Genomic DNA, 19,449 nt, shown 5'->3' with positions numbered 1-19,449 from the left:
ACACTGAAAAGGCAAATATGGTGAAGAAACAATTAATAATAAAATGAATGCTGTGATTATTGAAATGCTATCATGGCTTAACCTGAAAAATAAAGATGATAAATCTATTCATTATATAATGACTTAAGATAATCATATAGTTCATTATTGTCATCCAAAACCTTATACTTCTTATAGTTATTCGGGAGAGACACTACAATATATTCTTTCGCTATTTTGTACTGTTGTTCCGCTCCATCTTCAAAACGGATAAATAAATAAAAAACGCTATTTGTATTATCTTCAATTCTTCCGCCATTATAAATACGAAGATCACTATTTAATATCTGATAAATTTCATCTTCATTGTCTAAGGTTAACACGCTATCATTCTCAGGTGCAATATAATCAAAGTCTTCGGTTACTATACCACCCTGTCGAATCTCTATTCTATTTACTTGTTCAAATTTTTCCTCATTTGTAAGGTTATCTTTAAATACATTCACAAATGTAGTTGGCAATGACGTTAGTGATATATTAAAATACCCAATAACAAAAAACACCATTAACATTATGCCAATCAATACGTATTTGCGTTTTGACATTAAATTCCCCTTTGAACAATTAATTTAATTATTACCACCTATCTTAGCTAAATTACCCAAATAAAACAATAATAAATAGAAAATTTCACATAAGAAAGATCAAAGCACAAGTTTTAATCACTAGCAAATTTAGTAATACAAGCTGACCCCATTACGCTTAATTAAAAAATCCTATTTATAGAACTCATTATCGACTTGATCATTTAATTTCGTCGATATATCAGCTAGTAATGAGGCTGAAGAAGATACCTCCTGCATAGACGCATTTAGTTCCTCAACGACCGCTACAATATTTTGTAGATTAGCTGTCGATTGACTCGCAACGCTAGATACATCTTCCATAGATGAAGTAACACCATTCATATTTTCCTTTACCTCATGAACAGCTTCTGATAAATCTTGAATAAATTCATCAACTACATCCACATCTTGAGAAATAAGCTGAAATACTTGAGAAATTTCACCATTTCTGGATACACCTTGTTTAATCGTATTTCCACTTTCCTGAATGACATCAATAACTTCTTTTGTTCCACCTTGAATTTCATCAATTAGATGCTGTGTTTTAGCTGTTGCTGCATTTGTTTGCTCTGCTAATTTGCGAACTTCTTCAGCAACTACAGAGAATCCTTTCCCATGCTCACCCGCACGCGCAGCCTCAATTGCAGCATTTAAAGAAAGCAGATTCGTTTGATTTGATATATCCGTTATAAGCGACAATATTTCTCCGACCTGGTTCATTTTTTCTTTTAAATCATTGACGACGTGAATAGAATCATCCACTTGCTTCGCTATCTCATCCATTTGCTCGGTAGCACTAAAAACAACATCACTTCCGTTTTTCGCATTTTTCTTAGCTGTTTTCGACGTCTCTTTTACAAATTTCGTACTTTCATCTATTTCCGTTAACGTAAAAAAGACTTGCGATGAAGAATCATTAATCGTTTGAATGGATTGTGTTTGCATATCGGCTCCAGAAGCTAATTCTTGAATGGACGCAGAAATTTCGCCTGTTGCTTTCGTCGTCTCTTCCGTTGTAGACATCAACTGCTGAGAAGATGCAGCTGTTTGTTCAACTAACTCCATTACTTGTCGATCTTGTTCATTTACTGAATTATTCTCTGTATTCATTATCCACTCCTTCACCCACTTATACACAGGATGGTGGAGAGAATCATCTCCGCTAACATCTATATCTTTTACATTTTGTTTAAACGGAGAAAACAGAAAATGTCCATACATATAGGCAAAGCACAGGGAGAGTAAACTTGCAATAGATAGCCCGATTATTGCAGAAATAGATTTTAAACTAATATCTGAGATAATGAATATGAAAAGTGTAACCAAAGGTATAAAGGTAATAATTAAAGTAAATAAAAACAAATACAATAATAATGTTTGATAAACCGTTAAGCTTCTTCCTACTTTTTTCATCTCTTTTCATCCTTCATTTATTTTGAATTCTGGAATACCCATGAACTCCAGTGCTTCATCTAATTTCGTAAAAGCTCGTATGGAGTCATATGTACCTGCTGTTCTAGATAAGCGATTCAACTGCATTTTTAGCGCCACACTTGGTGCTACAGTAGCGTTTTTCTCAATATTACTGCTTACCCATTCCATAAATTTCCCCCATACCATATTAACCTCTGGCTTAGCTACACCTATAATTTTGCTATTATCATTAAGGAATTTTTTTATTTCGGGTTTTTGTAAAACTTCTTTTACTGCATTTGCATGCTTCTCAGCTTCCTCTTTCGTCCCAGCCATTTCAAAGTAGTTAAAATATAGTACATCTTTATACACTTTCATTTCGTACTTAGCCATTGTTCTTCTCCCTTTCTTCAACTACTGATTTAAAAATATGCAATGCATGAATTGCCTTTGGAAATCCTGCATAAGCACTACAATGATTGATTAATTCTAAAATTTCCGACTGATGAACACCTACGTTTAGCGCTGCATGGAAATGATAGGTTAATCCTCTTCCAGCATCGCCTTGGGTAATTAAAGAAGATAGCGTAATAAGGGCTCGTTGCTTTAAATCAAGCGAATCATTGTGATAAACATCCCCATAGCCAAATTCTAAAGCAAGCTTAGCTAAACGCGGCGAAAACTTTTCAACTTCTTTCATCGCATCTATTCCTTTAGAACCGGCTAATTCTTCAATTTGCTTCCATCCTCTTTCTTGTTTGTTCAATATATTCATCTCCTATCTTGGTAACTTTATGAAGACGGGAAAGATGGCAAATTTCCACCTTACCCACGTTTTAATGTTGGAGGGACTTCCTCTTTTTCCACTAGGATTTCAATAACTGCTGTTTGTCGCTCTTTTAACGCTATTTCAGTTGCTTGGACAATTTCTTCCATTTTTGTGCAACGATAACCGATTGCGCCTAGAGATTCAGCAAACAATGTCGCATTCATTGCAGTCGTATACCTTGTTCCTGCTGATCTACCAATGTTATAACGCATCCCTTTATCTACCATGTCAAGCATGCCATTATTAAACACATAGAAAATCATTGGAATTTTTTGGTTTACAGCTGTCGATATTTCCGTCCCTTGCATCATCACACAGCCATCACCTGTAAAACTAACAACAGGTGTTGCTTTTGCAGCTATTTTTGCTCCAATTGCAAAATTAAGCCCGTGCCCCATCGCACCAAATACATCGTCAAAAAAGAAAGTACCAGATTTTACAATATCAAAATATTTAATAGCATAGAAAGTATGGCTACCATCGTCTCCAAATACAACGGTCTCCTCAGGTAATACGGCTCTTAAACATTTCATAACTTCTGCTGTAGATAAATTTCGGTATACAGCTTGGTCTTTTTTCTTTTCTTCTATATCACGTATTTCTTTTTTCCAATACGGCTTTAAATTGGGCGTTTCCCTATTTGAAGAATAGTTCGTATTTAACTGCTGAAGATTCTTTTTTGCATCTCCTTTAACAAATACAGTATCTACTAAAATAGACTTTCCGATAAAATTAGCCTGTTGATCAAAATGAATCATTGTTTTAGGGTATTGTTCACTTGCCAATCCAGCTATTGACATATCCGTTAACTTAGATCCAATAACAACCATCACATCTACACCCTCAGCCATATAAGCAGTAGCGGCTTCCGTACCACCTAGTCCATACGCCCCTAATGAAAGTCGATGTTTTGTGGGAAATGTTCCTTTACCTCCTGGTGTGGTCATGACCGGAATATTCCATTTTTCACTAAACTGCATTACTTCTCGGTAAGCCTTAGCTATGTGAACCCCTTTTCCTAACAATAGAACAGGGCGTTTCGCATCTTGCAATATGTGGGCTGCTTGCTTCAGATTCCCTGAAATAGGAGTATCATTTATTAGCTTTATAGGCGATGTGAATGGGGCTATCTTATCAATAAGTACATCTAGGGGAATGGATAAATGTACTGGCCCTTTTTCTCCAAGCAAGGCTCGTTCTAAAGCGTACTGCATATATTTTTTTAACAGGTTTGCATCCTCTACCTTTGCGCTAAACAACGTTACAGAACGAAACATTTCTGTTAAATCCGTACCAAACATACTTGAGTCTTGACCAACTGGCTTCCCCATATCCGTTAATGGTGGATGACCAGTAATAAACAAGACAGGTGCATGATATGCTTTTGCTTGTGCTGCGGCTGTAAGAAGGTTCGTTCCTCCAGGACCTGATGTACCAATAGCAACTGCTAAACTATCATTTTTCAAGGCATAGCCTGTTGCCATATAACCAGCACTACATTCATGTCGTGCTAATACAAAATTCATGTCGCGATGTTCCATTTCTAAAATGAGTGGCACAATAGGCTTACCTGGAACTCCAAAGGCATATTGGCAGCCTTGTCCTTTTAAGATTTCTACGATTTGTGCTGCAACGGTTAACATATTTTTTGCTCCCCTCCTTAGAAGATGTTTTATGCTTTTGCTTTGTTTATATCGGTGGATATTATGGTATATTTAGTCATTTCTTCATTTTATTAGCTGAAAAACCAAAAAGACTTGGCTTAAAGCCAAGTCTTTAACGGATTAGTAATTGTAATACTGTTATTTCGTATATTCAAGCAATGTAAAACTAGTTTAAAAATTTCACACAGACTACTTCAGGAACTTCGACAGTAGAATCCATTGGTGTTAATTTTCCCGTCTTTTGGTCGCGTGCAAATAAAACTAAGTTTCCACTATGCTGATTGGAAGCAACAATGAAGGACTCACTAGGATCTAATACAAAATCACGTGGCCACTCTCCGCCTGTTGCAGTGAATTCTATAAAGGTTAATTCGTCTGTTTCTGCATCTACTTCAAATAGCGCGATACTATTGTGACCGCGATTACCAGTGTAAACAAATTTTCCGTCTGACGAGATATGAATCGCACTAGCATCGTTTGTTTCTGTGAAATCTGCTGGTTTCGCAAGCACGGTTTGCTTTTCTGAAAAAGTTCCTGTTTGTGCATCATAATCTAGCACAATTACTTCTGAACTAAGCTCCGTAAGTAAATACGCTGTTTTCCCATTGGGATGAAATACAATATGTCTTGGACCACTTCCCGGTTTTACGGTTCGTGTTTGATGACGAACAAGTTTATTATCTTCTATACGGTAGGTTACTAGCTCATCTGTACCTAGATCACAAACGACTACATAGTTATGATCTGGCGTAAATCCAGCAAAATGAACGTGTGATTTTTCTTGACGCTCATGAGGACCATCACCGTTATGTTGTATAGCGGACGCAGTTACTAATGCTTTGTTATCTTCAAAAGCGTATAAAACTACCTCGCCTCTATGGTAATTACCAGTAACTATTTGATTGTCATAAATGGATAAGTGACATGGGGATTTCCCTTCTGTCAGTTGTTCATCTATTTTTATTAGTTCCCCTGTTTCTTGTTTTATTTGATAAGCTTGTACACCGCCTAAATCTCCATCTTGTCCAATGGAGAACAAGTAACGGTTATCCTCACTAACGGCTACATACGTTGGGCTCCCAACTTCAGCGGCTACTTCAACTGCTGTTATTTTTTTCGCTTTTGGATCTAATTCAAAACGATAGATACCCTTACTTGTATTACGCGTATACGTCCCTGCATATCCAAGAAAATTATTTTTCATGATGATACCTTCCTTTTTAAAAAGATGTGTACTTAAAGTCTAAGCGCAAATGAATAAAAAGTAAAACACGGAGAGGGAGAAACTGCTTAACATCATAATTACTTTAGTGAAGGGTTACGTATCAATCATTAAAAACCATATTATTTACAATTTCTCCATTTTATCTATCAATGGATCTGCTGATATTGCCTATTATTGCCTTTAATTATTGGAGAGGACCCTAGTGCTAGAGAAAGTTTTCACAGAGAATAAATCAACCATATGAATAAGAAAATAATAGGGAATATAATAAGTGTTAATTAAACGATTTTTTTGGTTGCTTAAGCCAACTGCGAATATTTAGCGGAATACCTAAAGTAACTACATCAAAAATAGCTAATCCGACAGATTTATATGCTTCTTTGTTTTTAATTGTAATCACCCTTTATGATATTTACGAATTTTTACAAACACAGTACGGATAAATCCCATTAATACTGCTAGCAAATAATTGATTACCTAATGTACGATTTGCTATACTTTTCTAAAACAATACACTATAAGCATGCTTACTTTTTTTATAGTGTGAAAATGGAGGTAAAGACATTGAAATTAAAATCCTTACTACCCTTCTTGCTACTATCACTATTCGCGCTAATACTAGTAGCATGTAATAACGACGATACAAGTGAAACTAAAGAGAATAGTGATAAAGTAGACGTTAAACAATTAGTAAACGATTACAGCACGGACAAAAAAGAAGCAGAATCAGCTTCGATTACTGGGGAAGAGCTCATTGTAAATACTACAGCTGGAAAAGAAAAAAGCTATGAACTCCCTAAAGATGAATTTTTCGTTTCTATCGCTCCATTTGTCGAACAAACGCATCCTTGTACTTACCATAGTTTAACAGGATGCCAAGGTGAAATGGTAGAGAAAGAATTTGATGTATATATTGAAGATGAAGATGGTAATGTCGTTGTCGATGAAAAAGTAATGTCTTTGGCAAATGGTTTTATTGACTTATGGGTTCCTAGAGATAAAGATTACTCGATTACAATTAAGCATGATGGCAAACAAGTTGTATCAGAATTTTCCTCCTATACAGAAGACCCAACTTGCCTTACCAATATGCAATTAACGTAGGTATCACTTAGCTAAAGCCTAGATCAACGAACTTTAGACAAAAGGTGGCTTGCAAGCACGCCTAAGATTAGATTTCAATTCTATAATAGATAATGGATCAAAGTATGCTAATCTTAAAGATTTTTATAGATAAAACGCATTTCGACATCTAAAAAGCGTTCTTGCATAACAAGGAGAAATCTGCTATAGTACAGACAATCGAATATATTCCTATTTCAAAATGTTATTGAAATAAGGATAGAGGTGCGAGGCTCAAAAGTACACTATTGGAGGATAATGAGATCCATAGAAAATAGTGAAAAGGGTGCCTTGCCGAAGTTGTAGAGAACTCATTACTTCTACAGCTGGTTCTGCTATTGAACAAATACAGGACTGTCATATAGGTAACTATATGGAGGGCTATCTAGACGCATGAAGCTTTTACACTTTCAAAGCAGCAGCGATATGCCATCGCTGTTGCTTTTTTGCGTACAAAATTGCCTTGTTACCTACACTATAATTTTAAAAAAGGGTGTGAAGTAATGAATTTTGGCCAAGTTATCACTGCAATGGTAACACCATTTGACAACAACGAAAATATTGATTTTTATGCCGTTGAAAAACTTGTCAACTACTTAATTGAAAATGGATCGGATGGTTTAGTTATTGCTGGTACTACTGGAGAATCACCAACATTAACCAATGATGAAAAAATCGCTTTATTTAAACATGTAGTTACAGTTTCTAAAGGACGAGCAAAAATAATAGCCGGAACAGGTTCTAATAATACGAAAGCTTCCATTGAATTAACCGAGCAGGCTGAAAAAACTGGTGTCGACGCAATTATGCTTGTCACTCCTTACTACAACAAGCCTTCTCAAGAAGGAATTTATCAGCATTTTTCTACGATTGCTAACGCAACACATTTACCAATAATGCTTTATAACGTACCTGGCAGAACTTCTGTCCATGTAGAAGCGGATACGATCAATCGTCTTTCCAACATAGAAAATATTGTATCCGTTAAAGAAGCAAGTGGTAATTTAGATCAAATGACAACCATAATCTCTAACACTCCAGATAATTTCACTTTATACTGTGGAGATGATAGCTTAACGCTACCTGCCATTGCCATTGGTGCAAATGGCATTGTATCCGTTTCCTCTCATATTATTGGTAACCAAATGCAGAAAATGATCCAGCATTTTAGGAATGGTGACGTCACTACAAGCGCAAAATTGCACCAAAAATTACTGCCAATAATGAAAGCAATGTTTGCTCAGTCAAGTCCGGCTCCGGTTAAAAGTGCTCTAAATATGCTAGGCGTTACGGTTGGAGATGTCCGTCTGCCAATACAAGGGTTAACAAAGATGGAATGGGATAAACTAGAACAACAACTTACTGCCTCTGGCATTTTAAAATAGGTTTATTCATTACCATGAAGTGAATACCTTCTATACAGTTGTAATCCCTTGAAGATAAACGTCATAAATATGAACAATTTGTTACATTGTCGTTACCCCAAACAAAAGAGTGTCGAAATTTGTAAATCTACGATACAATAATACCGGAGTTAGTTTGTAAAAAATTTCTTTTGGGGGTAACAACATTATGAAAGCAGCAGTATGGTATGGAAAAAAAGACATTCGCGTAGAAGAAAGAGAACAAAAACCATTAAAAGACACAGAGGTTAAAGTAAAGGTTGCATGGGCTGGTCTATGCGGTAGCGACTTACATGAGTATGAAGAAGGTCCAGTATTTATTCCAACAGAAAAAGAAGATGAATTAGCTGGTGGTATTGCGCCGCTTACCATGGGACATGAATTTGCTGGTGTCATTGAAGAAGTTGGGGCAAAGGTAACAAACTTCAAACCAGGCGACCGCGTAGCTGTAAATCCAACTATTACGCATGGCGACAAATCAGAAGATCTTGATCCATATGATGGTTTTTCTTTTGTCGGCTTGCACACAGATGGTGGATTCACATCTTTTGCCAATGTGCCAGAAAACAACGTGTATCTTTTACCAGAACCATTAACTTTACAAGATGGGGCATTAATTGAACCTACAGCAGTAGCAGTTCAAGCTGTGAAAGAAGCTGGCATGCAATTTGGCGACACTGTTGCAGTATTTGGTGCTGGTCCAATTGGCTTGTTAACCATCCTAGCAGCAAGAGCAGCTGGAGCAAGCAAAATTATCGCATTAGACTTATCTGAAACACGTTTAGAAAAAGCAAAAGAAGTTGGTGCGACACACGTCATTAATTCAGGGGAAACAGACCCAGTAAAAGCTGTTTTCGATATCGTCCCTGAGGGTGTCAATGCTTCATTTGAAGTTGCTGGTGTAGCGCCTACTTTCAAACAATCTATTGAAGTAACAAAACCACGTGGAACGATGGTCATCGTTTCTATTTTTGCTAGACCAATTGAGTGGAACCCAATGCAACTAACTGGAAAAGGTGTGAAAATCACTTCTACTATTGCGTACACACCAACATCTTTCCAACAAACCATCGACTTAATGGCAAGTGGACAATTAAAACCACAATCCATTATTACTAACCAAATTCAATTAGATGACATTGTAGAAAAAGGATTTGAATTATTATCTACAGATAAGTCACAAGCTAAAATCTTAATTGAGCTAAGTGGCGAAAAATAAGCACAACAACGAAAAAATATACGTTTACATCGTTTTAAGAACAGCACCTGTATCTTGACGCTCACAAAAAAGTGAAAACGTCTAGAATATACAATTGCTTTCTAATTAAAAACGTTAACTTGTGAAAAGCGAACAAGGTCTAACCAAATACTTTTTGGATAGACCTTGTTTTTTACTCAGCAAATTTAAGGAGCAAGCTTTGCAAGTGTATGAAATTCCGCTTGCCTATTTGACGATTGCTCACTTGAAAAGGCACGCACAAGGTATTGATCATCAATGATAAACTTTTGGTCTGTAGAAAAACCTTTACGCAACCTTTTTATGGTAGTAGCATTTCTAAATAAGGGTGTATGTGCTAACAGTTGCTTCTCCAATTACCTTCCCCTCCAATCACAGTTATTTACTCATATTCTCATAACCGCTGAACAAAGGCAACCGCCCGTTTAGCAACGTGGCGAGTGAAACGAATCAACGAATGTTTTAAGAATCATGCCACTAAAATAGGAATATGCCGACGCACTAAGGCAAGCCCGTATTTAGCTGGCTTTCCTATTTAGCACGAACCGAGGATGAGTTATCTTAGGGCAATGGAGTGAAGTCGCCTAGTTGCTGGCGCTGAAGCCGGACGTGGCTTATTCTGTTATTTCATTACAAAGCATCTAATTTTTATACTTTTTTACCGTTTAAAAAAATCTACTAGAAGCGAGGGATAGGTTCTGCGCGAACATTTAAGAGAAAATCCGATCTATCATTCATATTTCAAAGAATCTCAAATGGTAAATCGGACTTTAATTTTTCAAGATCATTAAGATGGTACTATTTCACGCTTTGTTCGATAATTAGGAGTAGTTCCGGTTTCCATGCCAAGTTCATCTAACCAGCGACGATAAGCAATGGTTAAAGCATCACATTTCAAATGCATTTCGGCTTGCAAATCTAACGGCAATAACTCAGGCTTCTGGCTTTCAACCACATCTAAATCTTGTTTAAATATTAGATCTTGAAACTCCACAAATGGTTCATCCGGCTTATCTAAATCATAGTTTCTCGTTAATAGCATAAACACCTTTGTTTGTTCATCCGCTTCTTGTACGACTGTAATGAGGACGATGAATTCTTCCCTTGAACCCTCAACTGATTTGGTAAAACGAGCTGTAGTAGGATTAAGTATTTCATATACATAGTCCGTATAGCCACCTACTGAACGACCATCTGGATTGGGCTGATAGATTGGTATTTCACTTGTGATAAAACGACCATCAACAAACGTAACATCATAATTTTGCACTTCAGCATGATCCTCATCTCCCAATAAACCACCATGAACAAACATAAGATGCGAAATATCAAGGAAGTTCTCAATGACTCTAGGTGCGTTAGCACTCACTTTATAAGGGCCACAAATAACAGTCCGATATCCTTCTCTACTATATTCTGGATAGTTTAATAATGGTAAAGGCTGTTCACTTAAGTTTACCCAAATTAATCCCGCATACACTTGACAATGATATACCGTTGCTTTCGCCTTTTGTGGAATGGCACGCTCGCATGGTAGGGCAGGTATTTTTACACATATCCCTTCATCATTGTACTCCCAAGCATGATATGGACAAACAATATTCCCATTCTTTACTTTCCCTAAAGACAATGCTGCACCTCGATGAATGCATAAATCCTTAAATGCATGAACTCCCTTTTCATTTCGAAATAAAACTACTCTTTCTCCAAGAATGTGAACTTGCTTTGGATCTTCGTGTAATTCCGTTTCCTTTAAAACTGGATGCCACTCCTGCCATAATCGATCTTTTTTCATACAAATCCCCTTCTGTTTAATAAATAAGTTATTTTAACAAAAACGTTCCTGAAGAACTCCTTACCTAACATGCAGAAAACGTTCCTTTAAATGGATGCCTGCACGTTTCACAACACCTTCCGCCAATTGCTGAGCTGTCTCTATTATTTCATTTTCATTAACGGTTAAAATGTTTCGATCTTTCATTAACCATTGCCCATTGCACATGGAAGACTCTACATTGCTTGCATGCATGGAATAAACGATATTGGCAATCGGGTCATGCATGGGGAAACTTCCTATTTGTTTAGGGTTAATAATAATGAGGTCAGCCCTTTTTCCTTGCTCCAATGAACCAATCTCCCTATCCCATAATAAACATTTCGCTGCCTTTACAGTCGCCATTTCTAGGACTTGCTCAGCGGGAACAGTCGTTGTATCCAATGTTCTTCCTTTATGTAAGAGTGATGTTACATACATTTCGTCCATCATGTCCATACGATTATTTGCGGGCGCGCCATCTGTACCAATGGACACATCAATTCCTTTTTCCAGCATTTCTGGAATTCTCGCAAAACCGAGCACCTTCATTGCTGCGCCTGGGTTATGGGAAACTTTAACGTTATGTAACATCACAAGATCCATTTCTCGATCTGTTAGCCAAACCATATGTGCTGTTAACAAGTTTTCATCCAATAAACCAAGTTTATGTAAATGCTCAATAGTTGAAGCACCACGTTGTTCCTTTGTATAACGTATTTCATCCATTATTTCTGCTGCATGCATATGAATACCAACTCCATATTGATCAGCTAATTGTTTTGTTTGTCTTATTAAATCATCAGAACAATTAAATATAGTACGTAAACCAAACCACATTTTAATTCGCTCGTCAGAAGTATGATGCCATTTCTCTATAAGTGTTTCTTGTTTTTTCAATGCCTCATTTGTTGTTTCCTGCCAATTTAATGGCAATCCTTCCCCCATATCCATGGTTGAACGGGATAAAATAGCTCGAAGTCCAACTTCTTTGACCGCTTTTCCTAATGCATCTACATGATGACCGCCAGCTTCGGCCAAAGTCGTAACACCTGATTTAATAAGTTCAATACTACAAGCAAGGGCTGAAATATACGCTTCCTCCTCTGTCATACTGCTCTCATATGGCCAAATTCGTTTACGCAACCATGTTAGTAAATCCACATCATCTGCAATGCCCCTACCTAATTGTTGTGACAAATGAACATGCGTATTGATAAGACCTGGCATAACCATTTTCCCAGTAACGTCTACTACATCGGCATCAGCGTGAATACTGTCTTTTGTAACATGCCCAACTGCTTTAATTGTATTGCCTTCAATGAGAACATCTCCGTGAACAAATACTTCTCTATTTGCATTCATTGAAATGATATATCCATTTTTTAAAAGTGTTTGTTTCATCTTTTTCCTCCAGTGATCGTTTCATAATGTGTACGTACATTACTTGTTAATGGTTTATTATCTACATTTCGTATTATATGATTTGTTTTTTCAGGTAGCAGTTTATTTAATATAACTGCTGCTAAAGCCCCAACCGCCATCCCTGAAGAAAATAAATAGTGAATTATGTCTGGCATTTTTTCAATAATTTCAGCTGGTAAAAATATTGTAAACAACGTTAACATAATTGGGATGCCAATCATTAACATATTTCGTTCAGAAAACGGGATATCTTTTACCACTCGAAATCCATTCATCATAATGACGACACAGACTAAAGCGAACACACCGTTAACAACTGGAGCCGGGATACTGGCAATAGCATTCATTATTTTAGGCATCATGCTTAATGCAATTAAAATAATTCCTCCAGCTATCACCGGATAACGGCTTTTCACACCAGTAATGGCTACTACCCCAGCATTAGAAGAATAGCCAGTAACAGATGTACCACCAAAGCAAGCGCCTATTAAACAGCCAATGCCTTCTCCTAATGCTCCGCCATTTAAACGTCTATCATCAAGCGGCTGTCCAGTCACATTACTAACGGTAAACCAGGTGCCTGTAGTTTCAATCATAATAATAAAATAAAGAAAAGTCACAATCATAATCGCTTCCCATTCAAAGGTGGGGACACCAAAAGCAAAAAGATGCGGCATTGCAAACCACTTAGCTGTATACACCGATGAAAAATCCAACATACCAAAGAATGAAGCTACGACTGTGCCTATAGTTAAGGCGAAAATAACTGAAAACAATTTCACAAACTTGAACCTGATAAATGTTTCACCTACATAAATACATACTACTAACACTCCCATACTCAAAGCGGCAATGAAAACATTCGTGCCAAAGTGACCTGGAGCAGTATAAATTGATTGAATAGCGCTTGGCATTAATGCAACACCCACCACAATAATTACTGTTCCAGCAACAAGTTTCGGTATAAAAGATTGAATAATTTTACTAACAATTCGGAGAGGGTAGCCTAACAAAGCAATCAATATGGCCCCAGGAATCAAGCTACCAATCATAGCGCCTAGTCCAGAGGTAGTTCCAATTGCTGCTAAAGCACTCAATGGTATAAAAGAAGGCCCCTGCATAACAGGTAGCTTCATTGCAAACCCTGCTTGTATCACCGTAGCAATACCACAAGCTAGAAATGTCATTTGAATAAGTAATGCTGTATTTGCGACAGAAAGCGACAGAAGCCCAGCTAAAATAATTGGCGGAATAAACAAATCCATTGCTAAAACATGCTGGGAACCAATCATAAGTGACTTTAAAACTCGTGGTCTTTCTTGCTTAGATAGATGTTGATTACGCTGAAATTGGTCTTCTTCCAGTAATGATTTCATTCTTCGTTGTCCCCTTTGTCTAGTTGATTGTTCCATACAATAGGTATTTCTCCTCTATCTCCATCTAGATTCCTCTTATTGGAATACACACGGATAAAATTAGAAAAACTTGGTTTGTCGCCAAGTCCTATGGCGAAAGGTGTAGTTTTTCTTATACTATAAACCTTTAAACTTTCCTATAGTGGAACAAAGGCGCAAGCGCCCGGTTAGCAACGTAGCGACTGGAACAAATCAACGAAAGTTTTAGGAATCATGCTCCTGCAAAAGGAGTATGCCAGCGCCCTCCGGCAAGCCCGCCTTTAGTCGGCCTTCCTATTTAGAACGAACCGATGATGACTTATCGTAAGGCAATGGAGTGAAGTCGCCTAGTTGCTGGGCGCTGGAGCCGGACGTGTCTAAATAACTTAGTTAGTTTATCCACAGCTGCAAAATTTTATAAATTCCTAGACCATAAAAAAGTTCGGAATACACTGCCTTTTCATGAAAAAGCAATGTATTCCGAACTTTTAACGAAATAACAAAGAATAGACTATGCCATAACGGCATAAGCCATACCTTTTTCATAGTCAGTTTATTTACGGTAAACCGGTAGAAACTTGCAGGCCATATCCCCGCGATTATATGAAAGTTACGATTTAATTTGAATGGGATAAGTATAACATTCATTTCTAAAAAAACAACCCTATGTTCATTTGTTGCAAAAATCAAATATTACCTTGTTTCCCACTTATCAAACAATTAAAAAACGAACAATAAAACGTATATACTTAAAAATATTCGTTATTGACGAACTTTCAACATAGTGATAAGATAAATTCGTGTTTTTTCGACATATTTTACAGGGGGCATCCAAATGCAATTTAAACAACAATATGAAGCCATAAAACAGGTCGCTGAGGATATTTATTACCATCCTGAACTTGGATATAAAGAAAAACGTACAAAAAAACAAGTCATTGATTATTTAAAGGCAGTAAACCTTAATATTGACATTGAAAATTTTAGTTTAACTGGTTTTAAGACAAGCTTAGGAACTAAAGGAACAGATGATTTACACATTGCTTTTATCGCTGAATTAGATGCAGTCTATGCACCTACCCATATGTATGCTGATGAGCAAACAGGAGCAGCCCATAACTGCGGTCATTACTCACAAATAGCGATAGCTCTAGCACTCTATCAATATTTCTTTAAGACAAAAGCATATAAAAATTTAGATTTCAAACTAACATTCGTTTTTGTACCCGCAGAAGAATACTTAGATTTAACCTATCGTCAGCAATTGTTACAAGAAGGTCAAATTAGTCATTATGGTGGGAAACCAGAAGCTATGAAACTAGGTGTTTTTGAAGACATCGACCTAAGTATATGTGTGCATGCCATTGGCGGAGAATTTTCTAAACGAACCATTGAAATGAATTGCGATTTAGCTGGTTTTTTATACAAAAAATACACCTTTGAAGGGAAAGCTACACATGCTGGATTTGATCCATTTTCTTCTAAGAATGCGTATCATATGTCAACGTTATTTAATACTGCAATCGGACTTAGTCGTCAACAATTAAAAGAGTCAGAGCATGTTCGAATTAATCCGATCATCATGGAATCAGATATGTCTACAAATGTTATTCCAAATCACATCGTTGTAGGAACAGATTTGCGAACGAAATCTGTAGACTATTTAAAAGCGACAGCAGAAAAATTAGACGATGCGGCGAAAGGAAGTGCCATGGCTCTGCAAGGAAATGTAACGATTGATACACAAATGGGCTATTTACCATTTGTACAAGATAGGTATTTATCCACGTTTGTTGAAGCAGCATTCCATAAAAACACTGAAATTGATGAAATACTAAACGATAACTTTATTAGCGCTGCCGGTGATATAGGTGACCTTTCCTTTATGATGCCATGTATACAAATTGGCTATAGCGGCTTTACTGGAACCATCCATGGAGATGACTTTATAGATGTCGATCCTACGTTTATTTACGAGATATTTCCGCGATTTTTAGCACAAGTACTGGAACAAATGAGTGGAAGCATTGACAAAGCAAAGCTATATAAACAAAGCTATACAGCTTACCAAGAACTAATCGCATCTATTGTTCAAAATAACATGAATCCAACAAAGAAATGAGGCAGAACATGAACAAAAATTTGATTTTTTTAATTGCTTTTGCACTAATTATTATTACCATCTCTGAATTAATAGGTTTTCAAGCTATACCATTAGGATCGTTTACAATTGGACTACTCCCTTTAGTTTTTGCCATTATATTAACGATGTTCTTAGGTCTGAAATTATTTCGTAAAGGAATCATGAAAAAAATATACAGTGAAAAAAACATTCATTTTGCTAGCACATACCTTATTTTAATTATGCTACCATTAATGGCACGATACGGAGCAGATGTCGCACCACAAATTAGAGACATCTTGCAGGTCGGTTGGGTATTTATTATTCAAGAACTTGGTAATTTAGGAACGGTGTTCATCGGGTTACCAGTTGCTCTTTTGTTAGGTTTACGCCGAGAAGCAATTGGTGCTACGTTAGGTATTGGCCGGGAGGGAGAGCTTGCATATATCTCAGAAAAGTACACATTGGAATCTAAGGAAGGACGAGGCGTTCTTTCCATCTACATTATTGGAACATTATTTGGGGCTATCTTTTTTAGTGTTTTTGCACCTATTTTACTCGATTTAGGAATTCGAATTGAAGCACTTGCTATGGCATCTGGTGTGGGATCAGGTAGTATGATGAGTGCAGCTTCAGCAACATTAGTCGCGCGTATCCCTGAAATGGAAAGCACCATTCTTGCATATGCTTCTGCCAGCCAACTTCTCACTAGTTTTCTTGGCACCTTTACTATGGTATTTTTAGCTGCGCCTATTCAAGCATTTATGTATAAGAAACTAGTTCGAGGTGATAAAAAATGAGTATTCAAAAGAATAAATATGTCAAATATGGTCTAATCCTTCTCTTAAGTGTAGCATTAATTTTGTTTACAATGGAAATTAAATTGATAAAAAATCCCGAATCAACCCCTATAACAGCAATGACCTTTGCTGGTCTTGGTGTGTTGTGGCTTTTTTCAATGATTGGTATTTTCATTTCTGATATGATGCAAAAATCCTCGGTGAAATTTATTCGCAATTTCCCGATCTTAGGCTGGGTTTCGATTACCTCGCTTTTATTATGTTTACTATCCGATTTTTTTGTCCAAGCAATTCAAGCAGTTGACTTTCTTTCCATAACTACACCAATATTAACCTTTGCGGGTATATCTGTTGCAAATCGTCTCGTTGATTTACGAAATACTTCATGGAAAGTTGCCATCGTAGCCGTCTTTGTTTTTACCGGAACATATGCAGGCAGTGCCTTACTTGCACAGATTGGCTTGCATTTATCTGGAAATTAGACCGTTTATCTTTAACAAACCTTTTAAACTTTGAATCATCGTTTTACACACCTACTATTTGTAACAATGCAATCTTACTTGGTTAAATGATTCCATTTAAGGGTCATAAAACCAGAGACATTAGCATTCATTAAATAGCAAAAGCTGAACAATAATAAAAGGATTGTTCAGCTTTTTTATCAAGGAAGTAAACATCACTATAACATTCTTTATTTCCATTTCTACTAGAATCAATTGGTATGAACACAGAAAAACTTGGCTTGTCGCCAAGTTTTTCTATGACAAGTTTTCTTTATTAGGAAACCTACCAAGTATATTTCAGTTGATGTTAGTTAGTATTCAAATGCTTTTGTATTAATAGTTGACACAGTTTTTAGGATTTACGATCAACAGATTATTTTAGTCCATTTTGCTTGCCACGTTACCAAAAAGCGTGACCACCATCTCCTATAACTATAATTTAAATAAATCATAGGAGATGGTGTTGTTAAAGAAAATACCAGCTCTGTTTTCCTTTATTTTATCCACACACCCATAATGAGCTTTAACCTTGTTACAGCTAATATCTTGAATGTTAAAAATGTATATTTAATTCTTCATGAATTGCTTTTTCTAAGTATTCCTCAAAACTCTCTGCTATAAATTTTTTACCACCGAAATTAAAATCAAATGTAATAATTTCTGTATCAGGGAAATTAAAGCCCACTGAATTTCCTGCACCGTCTATACCAATGGCAGTAAAGTTCTCATATCCTTTGGGCAGTACCTTCCTAAAATGTAGTGATTTATCTACAAATGACGGTGTTGCAACAAACTCCGCCTCTTTTAATCCCAAAACAATAGCCTCACCAACTGCTCCAGAACCATATCTCAAAAGAAATTCTTTAAAATCCTTTGGTAATTTTACATTTAATTCATCTTCTGCTTGGTTTACTTCCACAATATTAAGAGGTCCTCCAAAAGCTTCTGGGAACATTTCAAACTCTTCATTAATGGCATTTAATATTTCTCTCTTCATTCAATAAGCCCCCTTTTAATCATTTCATTGGCATACCTTGCCTTCCAATATTCTTTACGCCACTTATTAAATTCTAACCTACCTTCTCCACTGCCAACTCCACCGGAATTTCCAAATGGATGTTGTCTTTTATTCCCTAAATCATGGTATCTACTTGGCATCTCAATTATTGGTCCCTCAACTTTTTGTTCATGGTGATGGAGTACAATTGTATTCGCCAATAATATCATCTAAAACCCCATAATTAATTTGTAAGTCACGCTTCACAAACTATCCCCCTTCTCCCTCTCCCTCGTTATTAAGACATTTCAGTTTTCTTCCTCTATATAAATTCTAATGGTAAAATAACCCATACACCATGCGTCTTTTTTCCTTGTTTTTATATAGGTGGTTTTTACTACTTAAATAACCACCTGCTAAAGCAGGTGGATTTAGACATAAATATCGACGACTAAAGTCGTTTCCCAGGCTAAAGTCCTGCTCAAAGGGCTTAGCTAAAGCATCCTCAAAGCTAGACTAAACTCATTCTTCTATCCTAAATATTTCGTCCTTACCTTCATTGAATTGATTTTCTATATAATTTCTTATTATTTCTTCCGTTACCGTTCCTACGGTGGCACAAAAATATCCTCTTGCCCACAAGTGCTGCCCCCAATATTTCTTTTTAAGTTCTGGAAACTCATCCTGCAATAATCTCGATGATCTTCCTTTTAGATACTGCAATATTTTACTTGGAGCAATACTTGGAGGACAAGATAATAATAAATGAATGTGGTCTTTCCCAACACTTCCTTGCAATATGGTAATTCCTCTGGCTTCACAACCTTGTCTTATCAAATCACGCACTCTCACCGCTATATGCCCGCCCAAAACCTTATATCTATACTTTGTCACCCA

19 protein-coding genes, 1 pseudogene and 2 riboswitches are annotated in these 19,449 nt (G+C 36.6%); of the genes and pseudogenes, 7 read left to right on the top strand and 13 right to left on the bottom strand.

The genetic code is table 11. The features are described from left to right. Positions 1-22 precede the first annotated feature (22 nt). A pseudogene (locus tag BUB45_RS20745) lies at positions 23-127 on the top strand (hypothetical protein); the annotation flags it as partial. On the opposite strand, the gene BUB45_RS04560 reads toward BUB45_RS20745, so the two are convergent. From BUB45_RS04560 to BUB45_RS04535, 6 genes are all read right to left on the bottom strand, one after another. Continuing rightward, the gene (locus BUB45_RS04560; RefSeq protein WP_073005787.1) at positions 105-584 is read right to left on the bottom strand and encodes a hypothetical protein; all 480 of its coding nucleotides are present in this window, start codon (positions 582-584) and stop codon (positions 105-107) included. The pseudogene BUB45_RS20745 and the gene BUB45_RS04560 overlap by 23 nt on opposite strands. 171 nt (positions 585-755) lie before the next feature. Then, positions 756-2,018, bottom strand: coding sequence for a methyl-accepting chemotaxis protein (locus BUB45_RS04555; RefSeq protein WP_073005785.1), 1,263 nt, complete (start codon positions 2,016-2,018; stop codon positions 756-758). A 6-nt stretch (positions 2,019-2,024) separates the two neighbouring features. After that, positions 2,025-2,411: a hypothetical protein gene (locus BUB45_RS04550; RefSeq protein ID WP_073005783.1), complete on the bottom strand. Its 387-nt coding sequence runs from the start codon at positions 2,409-2,411 to the stop codon at positions 2,025-2,027. After that, on the bottom strand, positions 2,404-2,784 hold the full coding sequence (locus BUB45_RS04545) for a carboxymuconolactone decarboxylase family protein (RefSeq protein ID WP_084723532.1): 381 nt from the start codon (positions 2,782-2,784) through the stop codon (positions 2,404-2,406). The genes BUB45_RS04550 and BUB45_RS04545 overlap by 8 nt, the downstream gene beginning before the upstream one ends. Positions 2,785-2,843: 59 nt before the next feature. After that, positions 2,844-4,490 carry a thiamine pyrophosphate-binding protein gene (locus BUB45_RS04540; RefSeq protein ID WP_073005780.1) on the bottom strand — a complete coding sequence of 549 codons (1,647 nt, stop codon included), beginning with the start codon at positions 4,488-4,490 and terminating at the stop codon, positions 2,844-2,846. Between the two features lie 187 nt (positions 4,491-4,677). Continuing rightward, a complete protein-coding gene (locus BUB45_RS04535) occupies positions 4,678-5,715 on the bottom strand; it encodes a lactonase family protein (RefSeq protein WP_073005778.1) in 1,038 nt (345 codons plus the stop codon). A gap of 585 nt (positions 5,716-6,300) precedes the next feature. Between BUB45_RS04535 and BUB45_RS04530 the strand changes: the two genes are divergently transcribed. From BUB45_RS04530 to BUB45_RS04520, 3 genes are all read left to right on the top strand, one after another. After that, a complete protein-coding gene (locus BUB45_RS04530) occupies positions 6,301-6,840 on the top strand; it encodes a CueP family metal-binding protein (RefSeq protein ID WP_073005776.1) in 540 nt (179 codons plus the stop codon). Positions 6,841-7,070: 230 nt separating this feature from the next. Continuing rightward, a riboswitch (Lysine riboswitch) is annotated at positions 7,071-7,250 on the top strand. A 111-nt stretch (positions 7,251-7,361) separates the two neighbouring features. After that, complete coding sequence (gene dapA / locus BUB45_RS04525) at positions 7,362-8,243, top strand: 4-hydroxy-tetrahydrodipicolinate synthase (protein WP_073005775.1); 882 nt, start codon at positions 7,362-7,364, stop codon at positions 8,241-8,243. Between the two features lie 187 nt (positions 8,244-8,430). Continuing rightward, complete coding sequence (locus BUB45_RS04520) at positions 8,431-9,480, top strand: 2,3-butanediol dehydrogenase (RefSeq protein ID WP_073005773.1); 1,050 nt, start codon at positions 8,431-8,433, stop codon at positions 9,478-9,480. A 185-nt stretch (positions 9,481-9,665) separates the two neighbouring features. On the opposite strand, the gene BUB45_RS04515 is transcribed toward BUB45_RS04520, so the two are convergent. From BUB45_RS04515 to BUB45_RS04500, 4 genes are all read right to left on the bottom strand, one after another. Beyond that, positions 9,666-9,854: a hypothetical protein gene (locus tag BUB45_RS04515; RefSeq protein WP_073005772.1), complete on the bottom strand. Its 189-nt coding sequence runs from the start codon at positions 9,852-9,854 to the stop codon at positions 9,666-9,668. Positions 9,855-10,285: 431 nt separating this feature from the next. Beyond that, positions 10,286-11,293: an aromatic ring-hydroxylating dioxygenase subunit alpha gene (locus BUB45_RS04510; RefSeq protein ID WP_073005770.1), complete on the bottom strand. Its 1,008-nt coding sequence runs from the start codon at positions 11,291-11,293 to the stop codon at positions 10,286-10,288. 60 nt (positions 11,294-11,353) lie between these two features. Continuing rightward, the gene (locus BUB45_RS04505; protein WP_073005768.1) at positions 11,354-12,715 is read right to left on the bottom strand and encodes an amidohydrolase; all 1,362 of its coding nucleotides are present in this window, start codon (positions 12,713-12,715) and stop codon (positions 11,354-11,356) included. Continuing rightward, on the bottom strand, positions 12,712-14,112 hold the full coding sequence (locus tag BUB45_RS04500; protein ID WP_073005767.1) for a nucleobase:cation symporter-2 family protein: 1,401 nt from the start codon (positions 14,110-14,112) through the stop codon (positions 12,712-12,714). Before BUB45_RS04500 ends, BUB45_RS04505 begins: the two co-directional genes overlap by 4 nt. A gap of 543 nt (positions 14,113-14,655) precedes the next feature. Continuing rightward, positions 14,656-14,757, bottom strand: a riboswitch (purine riboswitch). A gap of 208 nt (positions 14,758-14,965) precedes the next feature. Between BUB45_RS04500 and BUB45_RS04495 the strand changes: the two genes are divergently transcribed. The 3 genes from BUB45_RS04495 to BUB45_RS04485 are packed head-to-tail and all read left to right on the top strand — an operon-like array spanning position 14,966 to position 17,534. Then, on the top strand, positions 14,966-16,252 hold the full coding sequence (locus BUB45_RS04495; RefSeq protein WP_073005765.1) for a M20/M25/M40 family metallo-hydrolase: 1,287 nt from the start codon (positions 14,966-14,968) through the stop codon (positions 16,250-16,252). 8 nt (positions 16,253-16,260) lie between these two features. Further along, positions 16,261-17,052, top strand: a complete 792-nt coding sequence (locus BUB45_RS04490) for a DUF3100 domain-containing protein (protein ID WP_073005763.1) — start codon at positions 16,261-16,263, stop codon at positions 17,050-17,052. After that, positions 17,049-17,534 (top strand): hypothetical protein, encoded by a 486-nt coding sequence (locus BUB45_RS04485; RefSeq protein WP_073005761.1) that lies wholly within the window; start codon positions 17,049-17,051, stop codon positions 17,532-17,534. Before BUB45_RS04490 ends, BUB45_RS04485 begins: the two co-directional genes overlap by 4 nt. Positions 17,535-18,108: 574 nt before the next feature. Here BUB45_RS04485 and BUB45_RS04480 read toward each other — a convergent pair. From BUB45_RS04480 to tnpA, 3 genes are all read right to left on the bottom strand, one after another. Beyond that, positions 18,109-18,552, bottom strand: a complete 444-nt coding sequence (locus BUB45_RS04480) for an SMI1/KNR4 family protein (protein WP_073005760.1) — start codon at positions 18,550-18,552, stop codon at positions 18,109-18,111. After that, positions 18,549-18,782 carry an HNH/ENDO VII family nuclease gene (locus BUB45_RS04475; RefSeq protein WP_073005758.1) on the bottom strand — a complete coding sequence of 78 codons (234 nt, stop codon included), beginning with the start codon at positions 18,780-18,782 and terminating at the stop codon, positions 18,549-18,551. The genes BUB45_RS04480 and BUB45_RS04475 overlap by 4 nt, the downstream gene beginning before the upstream one ends. Before the next feature lie 292 nt (positions 18,783-19,074). Then, positions 19,075-19,449 (bottom strand): IS200/IS605 family transposase (tnpA, locus tag BUB45_RS04470; protein ID WP_073005756.1); only part of this gene is annotated, 375 nt, incomplete at its 5' end.

The sequence above is a fragment of the Virgibacillus chiguensis genome (genome assembly GCF_900129865.1).
Lineage (GTDB): Bacteria > Bacillota > Bacilli > Bacillales > Amphibacillaceae > Virgibacillus > Virgibacillus chiguensis.
Note: the sequence above shows the minus strand (reverse complement) of the source record. Positions and strands in the feature narration are given on the sequence as shown.

What these genes read in the sequence shown, in the direction of transcription:
- BUB45_RS04560 (WP_073005787.1), bottom strand. Translation starts at nt 584, where the DNA reads ATGTCAAAACGCAAATACGTATTGATTGGCATAATGTTAATGGTGTTT.
- BUB45_RS04555 (WP_073005785.1), bottom strand. Translation starts at nt 2,018, where the DNA reads ATGAAAAAAGTAGGAAGAAGCTTAACGGTTTATCAAACATTATTATTG.
- BUB45_RS04550 (WP_073005783.1), bottom strand. Translation starts at nt 2,411, where the DNA reads ATGGCTAAGTACGAAATGAAAGTGTATAAAGATGTACTATATTTTAAC.
- BUB45_RS04540 (WP_073005780.1), bottom strand. Translation starts at nt 4,490, where the DNA reads ATGTTAACCGTTGCAGCACAAATCGTAGAAATCTTAAAAGGACAAGGC.
- BUB45_RS04535 (WP_073005778.1), bottom strand. Translation starts at nt 5,715, where the DNA reads ATGAAAAATAATTTTCTTGGATATGCAGGGACGTATACGCGTAATACA.
- dapA (WP_073005775.1), top strand. Translation starts at nt 7,362, where the DNA reads ATGAATTTTGGCCAAGTTATCACTGCAATGGTAACACCATTTGACAAC.
- BUB45_RS04520 (WP_073005773.1), top strand. Translation starts at nt 8,431, where the DNA reads ATGAAAGCAGCAGTATGGTATGGAAAAAAAGACATTCGCGTAGAAGAA.
- BUB45_RS04510 (WP_073005770.1), bottom strand. Translation starts at nt 11,293, where the DNA reads ATGAAAAAAGATCGATTATGGCAGGAGTGGCATCCAGTTTTAAAGGAA.
- BUB45_RS04505 (WP_073005768.1), bottom strand. Translation starts at nt 12,715, where the DNA reads ATGAAACAAACACTTTTAAAAAATGGATATATCATTTCAATGAATGCA.
- BUB45_RS04500 (WP_073005767.1), bottom strand. Translation starts at nt 14,112, where the DNA reads ATGAAATCATTACTGGAAGAAGACCAATTTCAGCGTAATCAACATCTA.
- BUB45_RS04495 (WP_073005765.1), top strand. Translation starts at nt 14,966, where the DNA reads ATGCAATTTAAACAACAATATGAAGCCATAAAACAGGTCGCTGAGGAT.
- BUB45_RS04490 (WP_073005763.1), top strand. Translation starts at nt 16,261, where the DNA reads ATGAACAAAAATTTGATTTTTTTAATTGCTTTTGCACTAATTATTATT.
- BUB45_RS04485 (WP_073005761.1), top strand. Translation starts at nt 17,049, where the DNA reads ATGAGTATTCAAAAGAATAAATATGTCAAATATGGTCTAATCCTTCTC.
- BUB45_RS04480 (WP_073005760.1), bottom strand. Translation starts at nt 18,552, where the DNA reads ATGAAGAGAGAAATATTAAATGCCATTAATGAAGAGTTTGAAATGTTC.
- BUB45_RS04475 (WP_073005758.1), bottom strand. Translation starts at nt 18,782, where the DNA reads ATGATATTATTGGCGAATACAATTGTACTCCATCACCATGAACAAAAA.